Source organism: Marivita sp., from assembly GCF_020055635.1.
GTDB lineage: Bacteria > Pseudomonadota > Alphaproteobacteria > Rhodobacterales > Rhodobacteraceae > Marivita.
Map to the genome: position 1 here is coordinate 1 of NZ_JAIPUT010000088.1, position 11,685 is coordinate 11,685.

Consider the following 11,685-nt stretch of genomic DNA (forward strand, 5'->3'; position numbering starts at 1 on the left):
GGTAGGTCGCGTCGTCGAAGAAGGTCGCGTAGTGGCGCACGTTCATGTGGCCGAAATGATCGTGGTGCCAGGGATGCACCACCGCCCGCATTACCTCGAACCGCTTCGCCATGTTCCGATAAGTCACGTTAAGGATACCCTTCCGAAGGGAACCCGTCATCCAGCGGACGGTCAAGCCGAACGCGAATTTTTTCTCGCTGCCTTGCGGCAGGAGCTGCAGCAGTTCCACTGAGAGATGCTTCACCAACCGGGTAGCGCTTTCGGTTTGGACCTTTGCACTTTGGACGTTGCCGAGCGCAGCTAAATGGCCACCTTGTCCCGCGGGGCGGACATTTGAACGCACTGACGCGAACGACCGCTTTGCAACTTACCAGCTTGTTATTTCGCACACGCAGCGAATGACCAGTTTCCGCCGATTGTGTTGAAAAACTGTCCTGCTCGAGATTCGCGTCAAAAATCCGGAACTTTGTTCTCTCAGATTGCCGCTCAGCAAACGTGGTTTTGATGGGGCGCCTTCGCGGGAAGATGTTCTGACAATCCGACCCTTTCAGGCGGGACACCGACTTTTTCAACACAATCCGCCGATTCCGTTGAGAAACTCCGGCTTGATCGATGACCAAGTCGTTGATTCAATTCTTCCAACGGTCGGGAGGTTGAGCGATGATGGGGCCGAGGCAGGAAGCGCAGGCGGCACTGTTCTACGAGTTCTCGCTGGAGGATCACGTCCCGCAAGACCACCTGCTTCGATCCATCGACCGGTTTGTCGACCTGAGCAGCATTCGAGCCCATCTTGCGGATTTCTACAGCCATACGGGCCGCCCCTCCGTCGATCCCGAGTTGCTGATCCGCATGCTGTTGGTGGGGTATTGCTTCGGCATCCGGTCCGAGCGGCGGCTCTGCGAAGAGGTTCATCTGAACCTGGCATATCGCTGGTTCTGCCGTCTTGATCTGACCGATCGCATCCCGGACCATTCGACCTTCTCGAAGAACCGGCACGGGCGTTTCCGCGATAGTGACCTCTTGCGTCATGTGTTCGAGACGACGGTTGCGCGATGCATGCAAGAGGGTCTGGTTGGCGGCCAGGGCTTCGCTGTCGATGCCAGCGTGATCGTTGCCGATGTGCAGAAGCAGAACTCGAGCAATCCGGAAGACTGGGCGGCCCGTGAGATTGATCCCGCTGATGCGCCACGCGCTGTGCGCGAGTATCTCGAGACACTGGACGACGAGGCCTTTGGAGCGGCAACGACGGCCAAACCCAAGTTCACTGCGCATGCGGACCCCGCCAGCCAGTGGACGGCCGCGCGCAAAGGGCCAGCGTTCTTTGCCTATTCCGACAACTACCTGATCGACACGGACCATGGGATCATCGTGGACGTCGATGCCAGCCGGTCGAACAAGACGGCAGAAGTCGGTGCCATGCGAAAGATGCTCGATCGCACCGAAGAGCGCTTCGGTGTGAAGCCCGATTGGATCGCCGCAGACACGGCCTACGGGTCGTCTGACAATCTGGTCTGGCTGGCCCTGAAGCGCCAGATCCTCCCCTTCATCCCTGTCTTCGACAAGGGGGAGCGGACAGATGGAACCTTCTCGCGCTCCGACTTCACGTGGGATGACAGCAACGACCGCTATTTCTGCCCAGGCGGCAAGGAACTGCGGCACACCTGGCGGAGCTACTCCGATCCAAAGCGGAACGCACCGAGCTGGCGCGCCCGCAAGTATCGGGCGCAGAAGTCCGATTGCACGGAATGTTCATTGAAGACCAAATGCTGCCCCAACTCCGAGGTCCGCGCGATCCATCGCGAGAAGTATGAGATCGTCCGAGACTTCGCCCGCCAATGCACCGCCTCAGAGTTCAACCCGACAGCCCAGAAGCGGCGCAAGAAGGTCGAGATGCTCTTCGCCCACCTCAAACGCATTCTCGGCCTCGGACGACTCCGATTACGCGGCCCATGTGGCGTTCAAGACGAATTTACCCTCGCAGCCACCGCCCAGAACCTCCGGAAACTGGCAAAGCTCAAGCCATCTACACCAGTCGCAGGACGAGAAGCCGGGATGGAAACGGTCGCATCCATCAAATGAAAGCCGCAGCTCGCAACCACGCTCGAAATCCAACGGCTTTTTCAACGGAATCAGCCCTTTGCGGACCCGGTCAAGCTCTAAGCTTTGCAACTGAAGCATTTTAATCTGTCGCCGCCGCCATACAGCCGCGCTGCCACGCGGCGAAGAAACCGGTCGTTCTTGCCTGCCGCCGCGAACCAAACTTGAGCTTCGACCGCTGTGCGGACACAGCAGACGATTAAGCGTTAAGTCCACTTTGGTCGCTCCGCGACCGCTTGTCTGAGGAGCAGACGTTGGCGCAGTAGACGCCTTCGTCCGACTTGCGGGACAAACTGGTCCGCTGCATCCGCAGCATGCGCCGCATCGCTGCGCCGCCGCAAGGCCGCTCCGAGACCTCAGCGGCCGTCACGTGGGAACTTGGAAGAGCTTGCCGGACGTCCAGTTTCGATAGCCGGAACTCGCCGCTCGCCTCACATCTCGTGCTGGATTGCGGCAAGCTTTGCGGTCACGTGCCGCGCATGATCCTCGACGTAAGCCTTGTGCTTTTCGCTGCCGACGTAGCGGCGAAACGCGTCGATGTCCTCAAAGTCGGCGACGAGCGCGGCATCATGGTGGTTCGGTCCACGTCCGATGTTCTTGCCAAGCGAAAACGAAAGGACTTCGGCACTCGTTTCGCACATGTCGGTCACGGCATCGCTCCAGGCGGCGATCTGGTCGATAGAAACCTCGGGTTTGAAGGATACGAGTACGATATGGCGCAGCATGGCAAAATCCTTGTTGCAGGGCGCAAGCCTGGGCGTTGTCCCGAGTGGCAGCAAGAGCCAAGGCGCCATGGGCCCGCAGGTTTGCCGCGACAAGCAGATAACAATACCATGCTCGGTAAGAGCGGAAATCAACGCTTTTGAGAGGCGATGACCGGATGACCCATCTTGAACCTTCTGATGGCATCGATCTTGAGAAAGATCTGGACGGCGCATCGATGCAGAAGCTGATCGCTTTGGGAAATCAACGGACCTTTTCGCCCAATCAACACCTTTATCGACAAGGTGATCCCGCCAGCCAGATATTCGTCCTGCTTAGCGGCTCGGTGAAGGCCACGAGCACGCACGCCCATGGGTTCGATACCCTGCTGAAGATCCATCGGCCAGGCAGCCTCCTGGGACTTTCCGCCCTCCGGTCGCGAGGCGTCCGCGACGCCAACGGAATCGCCATCGAAAAGATCCAGACCACAAGTTTTTCCAGTGAGGTATTTCTGAAAGTGCTGGAGGAAGACGCTGCACTCGGCATCATGCTTGTCCGTGTGCTTCTCAGACGTCAGCAGCAGCTTCATGCACGGATCAGGGCCATCCTTGGAAACAGCGTCGAGCAGCGCCTGGCGGATGTGATCCTGGAGCTCAGTGCGGAGGCTGCCGGGACTGGCGACAGTGCTTTCACCGAGGTCGCGATAACGCACGAGGACCTTGCATCATTGGTGATCTCGCGGCGCCAATACGTCACCGGCATTCTTCGGACATTCGTCTCCAGGGGACTGGTCGTCACGGCTCGCAAACGGATTGTCGTCATCGATCGTGAAGGACTGCGCCGGATCGCCGACGCTTAAAGCGAATGGTTCATTACGCTCGTACGATCGCAATGTCAGGAATCTGACATTTATTTCTTTGCGCTTCGGTAGTCTCCGACGGACGGTCAAGGCTCTTGGAAGAGTGCCCCTTCCGAGAAGCCCAATGACAAAAAATAGGCGTGGCACCGAACAACACGGAGTGGGCCGATCTCATGCGCTTGAAAGACAGAGTGGCCATAGTAACCGGGGGCAGCGGCGGTATCGGAATCGCGATTTGCGAGGCCTTCGCCGCAGAGGGAGCCATCGTAATCGTTTCCGATATCGACGCCGAGAACGCCGAGAGGGTGGCCGATGACTTGCGCCGGAGCGGAGCCGACGCAACCGCCCTTCACGCGGACGTCTCCGAAGAGGAAAGCGCCGAGGCCCTGATCGACGGAGCGCTCCGGCAATATTCCCGAGTCGACATTCTGGTGAACAATGCCGGGGCCAGGATCATCAAGGGGCTGACAGAGCACACACTTTCGGACTGGCAGAAGATGATCGCGATCAATCTCACGGGGCCGTTTCTGTGTTCCCGCGCAGTCATTCCGCACATGGTCGCGCAGGGCTCCGGCAACATCATCAACCTCGGGTCCATCGCGAGTTTCACGGGCCGCCCGAACCGCTGCGGATACGTTGCTGCGAAGAGCGGGGTCCTCGGCCTCACGCGAGCCATGGCGGCGGATCTCGCCGGCAAGAACGTTCGTGTGAATACCATCGCACCTGGAATGATCGCCTCGCCTTTCAACAAGAGCTTCGCCGAAGCGCCCGATACCGGTGAGGCCTGGGCCGGGGAGAATCTGGTCGGGAGATGGGGCCAGCCGGCCGATATCGCCGGTGCAGCCGTCTATCTCGCATCCGACGACTCGAGTTTCGTCAATGGGTCCGAGATCAAGATCGAGGGAGGATGGCTCGGCGCCAGATCGCGGTCGGGGGAGATTCCGATCTGGCCTGACTGACAGATGATCCGGAAAGAGCTTAATAGGGAGGAATATGCAATGAAGAACCAAGTAAGCGACAAGATATCCCGCCGGGAACTACTGAGGGTTGCCGGCAGGTACGGTCTTTCGTCAACGCTTCTGGGCGCCGCGGCGCTTACGGGCGCGATCACGTTGCCGCGCCTCGCAGAGGCCGCGAACTCGACCTATGAAAAGCGCTTCAGTTCCGAGCCGAAGCACACCCTGAGGTTCGGTGCTGCGGGCTTCAACGAGCGCAACCTCCTGATCGAGAGGGCGGGTTGCCTCGAGTTCGTGCGGGACCTCGAGGAGCGTACCGACGGCGAGATCCGGGTGGAATTCATCGGCGACAACCAGATCTGCGGGCAACTCGACTGCGTGTCGAAGACGCAGGCGGGAGCCGTCGACATTTATGCCGCGTCGACCCAGAACTCGGCCGGCGGAGCGCCTTACTACAACGTTCTCGACTATGCCTATATGTTTCCGACGCGCGCCTCGCAGTACCACTTCCTCTATCATCCTGCGAGCGAGCAGATCCTCCGGGAACCGCTGCGCAAGATGCACAATCTGCATTTCCTGTTCTCGGTCTGTCAGCTTCGCGGCCTCAACATGGGCCTCGGCTGGGCGGACCGTCCGGACGTCACCAGTATCGAGGAGCTGTTCGGCACCAAGAACCGCGTGACGGGCACGCAGCTGGGGCGGATCGCGATGCAGCTTCTCAACCTCAATCCCACGCCCATCGCGTGGGAGGAGACCCTCGACGGTCTGAGGCAGGGGTTGATCGACGGTGCGGAGACCTGGTCTTCGGCGGTCGCCTACGCCAACATGTCTCCGGTGGTCAGTCAGGTCATCGACCTCCGCTTCTTCTCCGGCTTCGAGCACACGGCAATGAACAACGAGGTGTTTGAATCCCTCGAAAGCCATCTCCAGGATGCGATCATGGAGTCGGCCTACTTCACGCAAGCCCTGATCCAGGGCGCGCATGAGGCGGCGCTCGTCAACACGGTCGGCCATTCGGTGCCGCAGCTTCCCGGGACGATCTTCGCCGAGCATGGCACGCGCTTCGTTCCACTCTCGGACGAAGAGCGCGAGAAAGCCGCGAGGATGTGCGCGCCGGAGCACGTTCCGGCGCCATGGGAAGAGTGGCGCGAGCGGATCAACGGCTGGTCCGGAGGGATCGACACCTACACCGAAGTTCACCGGATCGCCCGTGAACTTCCGGCCGACACGCTGGTCGAGAACGTAGAGCCACGCCGCTGGTGGAAGGGCTGAGGACCGGCGATCGTCATGGGAAGGGGGGCCTAAGGCTCTCCTTCCCGAGCCCTGACGCAGATGCAGCGACTTGCGTCGCGCGTCTAAGACGCCCGCATTTATGGAGCCAACCCAGATGACCAGGATTGACGTCGAAACGTCAAACGCCGACCGCACGATGGATGCCAATGACCCGCGCAACGAGACAAGGCGGCTGTCAGGCAGGATTCTTGTCGACGGAGTTCTTCGCGAGGCGGAAGCGGATACTCAATTCGAGGTCATCCATCCGGGAGACCTGAGCGTGATCGGCACCGCACCCCGATGCGGCAGCGCCGATGCCGACCTGGCCGTCGAAGCGGCACGGCGGGCGCAGATCCTGTGGCGCGGAGTGCCTGCGAGGGATCGTGGCCGGATGCTGCAAAAGGCGGCGGACGCCGTCGAGACCGAGCACGTCCTCGTCGAACGGGTCCTGTCTCTCGACACGGGAAATGCGCTCCGAACTCAGGCCCGGCCGGAGACCGCTTCCGCGATAGACCTGACGAGGATGTTCGGGGGGCTCGCCGGCGAGTTAAAGGGCGAAACCGTGCCCGCCGCCACGCGCAACGTACTTCACTACACGACCCGCGACCCGATCGGGGTCGTCGCCGGGATCATTCCTTGGAACGCTCCGCTGTTCCTCTTCGCCGCCAAAATCGCTCCGGCCATCGCGGCAGGCAATACGGTCGTGGTCAAGACCGCCGAACAGGCGCCTTTCTGTGTGCTGCTGATGGCCGAGATCATGAACCGGGAGTTACCTCCCGGCGTTCTGAACGTGATTTCGGGCTACGGGGAGGAATGCGGGCGTCCGCTGGTCGAGCACCCGGTCGTTCGCAAGGTCACGTTCACCGGTTCGCTTGCGGTCGGGCAGCAGATCGCGGGATACGCCGCGCAGAAACTCTGCCCGGTCACGCTGGAACTCGGAGGCAAGAACCCTGGTATCGTCCTTGCCGATGCGGACCTCGACCTTGCCATTCCTGGAATAATTGACGGTATGCGATACACGCGGCAAGGGCAGGCTTGCACCGCGGCGTCGCGCGTGTTCATCCACGAAAAGATCTATGACCGCGTCGTCGAGGGCGTTGCGGCGAAGCTTGCCGAGATCAGGGTGGGCGATCCGCTCGACGAGACCACGGATATGGGTGCCATCATCTCTGCCGAACAGTTCGAGCGGACATTGAACTACATGGAGATCGCGAAGAATACCCCGGGTGCAAGGGTGATCTTCGGCGGAGAAAAACCGGTCGATCCCAAGCTGACGACGGGCTACTATTATCCGCCGACATTCCTTGACGGGATCGGTCTCGATTCCGAGGTTTGCCGGGACGAGATCTTCGGTCCGGTTGCCACCGCGTTGCCATTCAACGACTTCGACGAGATGATATCGCAGGCCAATGACACGCCATACGGGCTTTCTGCGAATCTCTGGACCCGCGATCTGTCGCGGGCCCTGGAGTATGTCGACCGCATCGAGGCGGGCTTCGTGCAGGTGAACCAATGTGCCGCACCGCGTTCGAACGTTTCCTATGGCGGCCTCAAGATGAGTGGGCTCGGCAAGGAATATGCGCTCGACAGCATGCTCAATCACTTCTGTGCCTCGAAGACGGTGCTGATCAACAGGGGCACGCCGGGCAACCTCGTTTAAACGGAGAACTACAGATGTCATCGCACCGGATCGGAGAGACGCCATGAGTGACAGGATCGGTTTCATCGGCCTCGGCAACATGGGCGCGCCGATGGCCGAACAGCTCTTGAATGCCGGACGCGAGGTTCATGTGTTCGACCTCTCCGAAGCATCGGTCGAGAAGGTGGTGGGACTCGGTGCGACCGCTGCCGCTTCCGTGGCCGAGGTCGCGGACGGGTCGGAAACGATCATCACAATGCTCCCGGCGGGCACCCATGTCCGATCGGTCTACCTCGGCGCCGGCTCGCTGATCGACGCCGCCGCGCCCGGCACTCTGCTCATCGACTGTTCCACGATCGACGTCGAGACATCGCGCGCCGTCGGGGCGGCGGCCGTCGAGGCGGGCCACGAGATGATCGACGCGCCCGTGACCGGCGGCGTCATGGCGGCCCGCGTCGGCAAGCTCAACTTCATGGTGGGTGGCGCTGAAAAATCCGTCGAACGCGCACGACCGCTTCTGGAAATCATGGGGCAGAAGGTTCTCCATGCCGGGCCTCAGGGAGACGGCATCGGCGTGAAGATCTGCAACAACATGAGCCTCGGGATCTGCATGATCGCAGCGGCCGAAGCCATGATGATGGCCAAGCGCCTCGGGCTCGATCCAAAGAGAACCCATGAGATAATGTCCAACGCCTCGGGCATGAGCTGGCCCCTCGTCAATTATTGCCCACTTCCGGGCATCGTCGATGGCGTGCCGGCCAACGACGGATATCGTCCCGGATTCAGTGCGGCAATGATGCGCAAGGACCTGCGCCTCGCGCAGGAGGCTGCCCTGTCGGCGGAAGCGAACACCCCCCTCGGCGCTCATGCACTGGCCATCTTCTCCCACTTCTGCGACAGCGGTCATCTGGAAACTGATTATTCCGGGATCTCCAAATTGATTGGGGGCGATGCCTGGGACTATCCCCGTGATTCAGGGGAGTGAACCGATGGACACTTTCCGCGGCGGGCGCTCGATCCGGGCCGGGGGCATCTGCCGCAGGTCAGGCCAGGGATCGTTGCGGGGCCGGGGAGGGCGCGATCGGGGGCACCGGACCTGTGGTCGGGCCCCTCAGGCGATGCGCGTCATCTCCGAGACGACGGCACTGGCCACCAGCCGCCCCCGCGCCTTGGCCGAGCCCGCGATATGGGGGGAGGCGATGTGGTCCTGCAAGAGACCGCGGGTCTTCCAGATCTCGAAGAAGAGGAAATGGCCGGGGTCGAGGTCGTCCCGGTGCAGGTCGTACTGCACGCAGCCCTGTTCCGCCCGGGTGGGCTCGACGAAGGAGGTGAGCAGCTCGGCGAAGTCGTCCTCGTGGCCGGGGTTGGCGCGGATGTCGGCGACGATGGTGAGGGGCATGGGGCGGCTCCGGTTTATGCCGACATTCCCCAGGTGGACTGACGTCTGATGTCAATGTCGCTTGATCATGCCGATGGGTCAAGTTTGGGAAAGCGTGCTGCGCCGCCGCGGCTGATTCAGAACCTCAATCGCCACCCGCAGGCAGGATTCGCTGTATCAGCGGTGGGCCGCTGCGCCTGCTGACGAAGGACGGGTTCTATCATACTCTAGACGCCTACACCGAGGACAACGAGTGTCTCGTCATCGACACCTCGCCCGAGAACCACGTGACGCCCAACGAGATGATGCGGTGGTGGAAAGCGATCGACCCCGGCGAGTTCCAGATGGGCTCGAAGGAGTACTGGGAGAGCGCGCAGAACGGCGGCGATGACGTGCCGCCGCCCGAGGGCCATGTCGGCAATGAAAGCGGTCACGCACACAGCCGGTTCGGCGACGAGAAGCTTTATCGGGTTATGGAGGCCGGCGAGGACGACTTGCGGGAGCTTCCACCGATCCCTGATAAGCCCGCAGTGATCGCCAAACGCGACGATGACGGAGCCTTGAGGCCCTGGCCTGAATAAGCTCGCAAGGCCGCCTCACCGCAAAGCGGCAGGCGCTTAGCCCAGTTGTTCTTCGACCTTTTCCTCGACCGCGCCCGGCGGAGGTGTAAAGGGGGCGAGCAGCCTGTACAGCACCGGGACAATCAAGAGCGTCACTAACGTCGCGAGGATGATGCCGCCGATAATGACCACCCCCAAAACAGCCCGCCCTTCCGCGCCCGGCCCCGTCGCCAGCGCCAACGGCAGGGCGCCGAAGCCGGTAGAAAAAGAGGTCATCAGGACGGGCCGAAACCGGGTTCGTGCGGCTTCCTCGATGGCCTCTCGCACGTCCAGCCCTTCCCGCCGGCGCTGGTTGGCAAAATCGACGACCAGGATGGCGTTCTTCGCCAGAAGACCGACCAACAGCAACAGCCCGATCTGACTGTAGATGTTCAAGGTCATGCCGGCGAGCCATAGCGCCCCGACACCACCTGCAAGTGCCAAGGGCAGCGCCAGGAAGATAATGATCGGGTCCAGGAAGCTGTCGAACAGCGCTGACAGCACCAACAGGACCACAGCAACAGCCAGCGCGAAAGCCAGCCACAGACCGGCGCTCGATTCCTTAAATTCCTTGGTCAATCCCTTGTAGTTCAACGTAGCGCCACCGGTCAGAATGTCTTGGGCATAGGCTTCCATGGCGGCGACGGCGCTCCCAAGCGTGACCCCCTCGGCCGGGACACCGCTGATCGTTGCCGACGGCCGACGGTCCACACGGCCAAGCACCGGACTGACGCCGGCCTCACTCATCGTCACGAGGCCGGACAGCGGCACCAGCCGGTCACCCCGCCCCCGGACATAAAGCTGCTCGAGATCTCGAGGCTCCATCCGGAACCGGTCCGCCCCCCTCACCATTACCTCGTACGTCTCGTTCTGGAGGAAGAACTCGGTTATGTCCTGCCCGCCGAAGAAGACCTGAAGCGTTTCGGCAATATCGCGCACATCGACACCGACCCGTGCGGCCAGGCGCCGGTCTATCTCCAGCTGGATCTGGCCTTGCGTCTCCTCATAATCGATTTCCGGGTTGTTGATCCGCTCGTCCTGCCGGGCCTTTGCCAGCATCTCATTGCCCAGCGCCTCGGCGCGTTCGAAGTCTGTGGCACTGACGACAATCTGCAACGGCTTGTCGAACCCATCCGAAACCAGGCTTGCCGGATTGATCGGGATCGCCCGCGCTTCTCGAAGCTGCAGGATTTTCGGCGTCAGTTCATCGACCAACTGCATCTGGCTGATGTCGCGTTCGCTCCACTCCTTCAGCTTCACGATCACCAGCGCCTGATCTACCTGCGGCGGCCCCGCGCGGCCCGGGCCGACAATCGCGATGGAGCGCTCTACGGGGTTGTCCGGTCCCTCGCCACGGTAGGGCTCCAGGATGCCCTCGATCGCCTCCACAGCATCGATCGTTTCCTGCAGGGTTACACCCTGGGGCGCCTCGACGGGGATGATGAAGGAGGCCTGATCCTCGGTCGGCGCCAGTTCCCCAGGCAACCCCCGGAACAGGAAGACCATCCCCGCAGCGACTGCTAGCGAGACCAGCCCGGCGATTAGCGGGCGAGCAAGAGTCCCCTGCAGCAGGTGTTCGTAGCCGCGCTGGCCTGCGTTGAAAGCACCCTGCACCTGACGGTCGAACCAGTTGCTCTTCCCCTCTGTCCGCTCGGCGCGAACCACGCGAGATGCGATCATCGCACCGATGGTGAGTGCTGCGAGGCTAGAAAAAAACAGGGTGGCGCCCAGCGCCACAGCGAACTCGGCAAACAGGCGGCCAACCGTTGGGTCGTCACACTGAGCGGCCTGAATGCGGCGGGCGATCTCCTTTTCATTTTTCCAGCCCGTGGCTTTCAAAACAAAAGAGAGGTTCTCAAAAACAGGGCGGTCCTGCAGTAACCTGAAATCCTGAAAAATAACCCCGGTTTTCCGGCGGAGCAATGCCACTTCTTTTTGTTTAATTCCCGAAAGGTTAAATCCCACGACCCTACCGTATCCTAAAATCAGGGGCAGTTCGGCATGGAGGGTTTTTATCAGACTCGTCTTTCCGGTACCGACTTTTCCAATGATATAGATAAACTCTCCGGCTTCCACCCTGAGATTCACCTGTGAAAGGAGCAGGTGATCTCCCTGGAATATGTCTGCATCTTTTAATTCTATTTGCCTGGTTTCTTTCATTTTGAATGCTATGCTTCGAAGAT

11 protein-coding genes are annotated in these 11,685 nt (G+C 61.1%); 7 read left to right on the plus strand and 4 right to left on the minus strand.

Going from position 1 to position 11,685, the window contains the following annotated elements; translation table 11 throughout:
• A partial coding sequence (locus tag LCF60_RS21825) for a hypothetical protein (protein WP_292294653.1) occupies window positions 1-229 on the minus strand: 229 nt, incomplete at its 3' end.
• Window positions 230-660: 431 nt separating this feature from the next.
• Between LCF60_RS21825 and LCF60_RS21830 the strand changes: the two genes are divergently transcribed.
• Entirely contained in the window at window positions 661-2,079 is a 1,419-nt protein-coding gene (locus LCF60_RS21830; protein WP_292294654.1) for an IS1182 family transposase, read from the plus strand.
• A 449-nt stretch (window positions 2,080-2,528) separates the two neighbouring features.
• Here the strand turns inward: LCF60_RS21830 and LCF60_RS21835 are convergent, their stop codons facing one another.
• Window positions 2,529-2,822, minus strand: a complete 294-nt coding sequence (locus LCF60_RS21835) for a Dabb family protein (RefSeq protein WP_292294655.1) — start codon at window positions 2,820-2,822, stop codon at window positions 2,529-2,531.
• A 155-nt stretch (window positions 2,823-2,977) separates the two neighbouring features.
• Between LCF60_RS21835 and LCF60_RS21840 the strand changes: the two genes are divergently transcribed.
• The 5 genes from LCF60_RS21840 (at window position 2,978) to mmsB (ending at window position 8,510) form a co-directional block, all read left to right on the plus strand.
• Complete coding sequence (locus LCF60_RS21840) at window positions 2,978-3,658, plus strand: Crp/Fnr family transcriptional regulator (protein ID WP_292294656.1); 681 nt, start codon at window positions 2,978-2,980, stop codon at window positions 3,656-3,658.
• 173 nt (window positions 3,659-3,831) lie between these two features.
• Window positions 3,832-4,617, plus strand: coding sequence for a glucose 1-dehydrogenase (locus tag LCF60_RS21845; protein ID WP_292294657.1), 786 nt, complete (start codon window positions 3,832-3,834; stop codon window positions 4,615-4,617).
• Between the two features lie 39 nt (window positions 4,618-4,656).
• Window positions 4,657-5,886: a TRAP transporter substrate-binding protein gene (locus tag LCF60_RS21850; RefSeq protein WP_292294658.1), complete on the plus strand. Its 1,230-nt coding sequence runs from the start codon at window positions 4,657-4,659 to the stop codon at window positions 5,884-5,886.
• 115 nt (window positions 5,887-6,001) lie between these two features.
• Entirely contained in the window at window positions 6,002-7,546 is a 1,545-nt protein-coding gene (locus LCF60_RS21855; RefSeq protein WP_292294659.1) for an aldehyde dehydrogenase family protein, read from the plus strand.
• Between the two features lie 43 nt (window positions 7,547-7,589).
• Window positions 7,590-8,510, plus strand: a complete 921-nt coding sequence (gene mmsB / locus LCF60_RS21860) for a 3-hydroxyisobutyrate dehydrogenase (RefSeq protein ID WP_292294660.1) — start codon at window positions 7,590-7,592, stop codon at window positions 8,508-8,510.
• A gap of 126 nt (window positions 8,511-8,636) precedes the next feature.
• Here mmsB and LCF60_RS21865 read toward each other — a convergent pair whose 3' ends face one another.
• Entirely contained in the window at window positions 8,637-8,924 is a 288-nt protein-coding gene (locus tag LCF60_RS21865; protein ID WP_292294661.1) for a putative quinol monooxygenase, read from the minus strand.
• Between the two features lie 266 nt (window positions 8,925-9,190).
• Between LCF60_RS21865 and LCF60_RS21870 the strand changes: the two genes are divergently transcribed.
• Window positions 9,191-9,484 carry a hypothetical protein gene (locus tag LCF60_RS21870; protein WP_292294662.1) on the plus strand — a complete coding sequence of 98 codons (294 nt, stop codon included), beginning with the start codon at window positions 9,191-9,193 and terminating at the stop codon, window positions 9,482-9,484.
• 36 nt (window positions 9,485-9,520) lie between these two features.
• Here LCF60_RS21870 and LCF60_RS21875 read toward each other — a convergent pair.
• A partial coding sequence (locus LCF60_RS21875) for an efflux RND transporter permease subunit (protein ID WP_292294663.1) occupies window positions 9,521-11,685 on the minus strand: 2,165 nt, incomplete at its 5' end.

Excerpts from the sequence above, each read along its gene's own strand:
- LCF60_RS21830 (WP_292294654.1), top strand. The coding sequence starts at position 661 with ATGATGGGGCCGAGGCAGGAAGCGCAGGCGGCACTGTTCTACGAGTTC.
- LCF60_RS21835 (WP_292294655.1), bottom strand. The coding sequence starts at position 2,822 with ATGCTGCGCCATATCGTACTCGTATCCTTCAAACCCGAGGTTTCTATC.
- LCF60_RS21840 (WP_292294656.1), top strand. The coding sequence starts at position 2,978 with ATGACCCATCTTGAACCTTCTGATGGCATCGATCTTGAGAAAGATCTG.
- LCF60_RS21845 (WP_292294657.1), top strand. The coding sequence starts at position 3,832 with ATGCGCTTGAAAGACAGAGTGGCCATAGTAACCGGGGGCAGCGGCGGT.
- LCF60_RS21850 (WP_292294658.1), top strand. The coding sequence starts at position 4,657 with ATGAAGAACCAAGTAAGCGACAAGATATCCCGCCGGGAACTACTGAGG.
- LCF60_RS21855 (WP_292294659.1), top strand. The coding sequence starts at position 6,002 with ATGACCAGGATTGACGTCGAAACGTCAAACGCCGACCGCACGATGGAT.
- mmsB (WP_292294660.1), top strand. The coding sequence starts at position 7,590 with ATGAGTGACAGGATCGGTTTCATCGGCCTCGGCAACATGGGCGCGCCG.
- LCF60_RS21865 (WP_292294661.1), bottom strand. The coding sequence starts at position 8,924 with ATGCCCCTCACCATCGTCGCCGACATCCGCGCCAACCCCGGCCACGAG.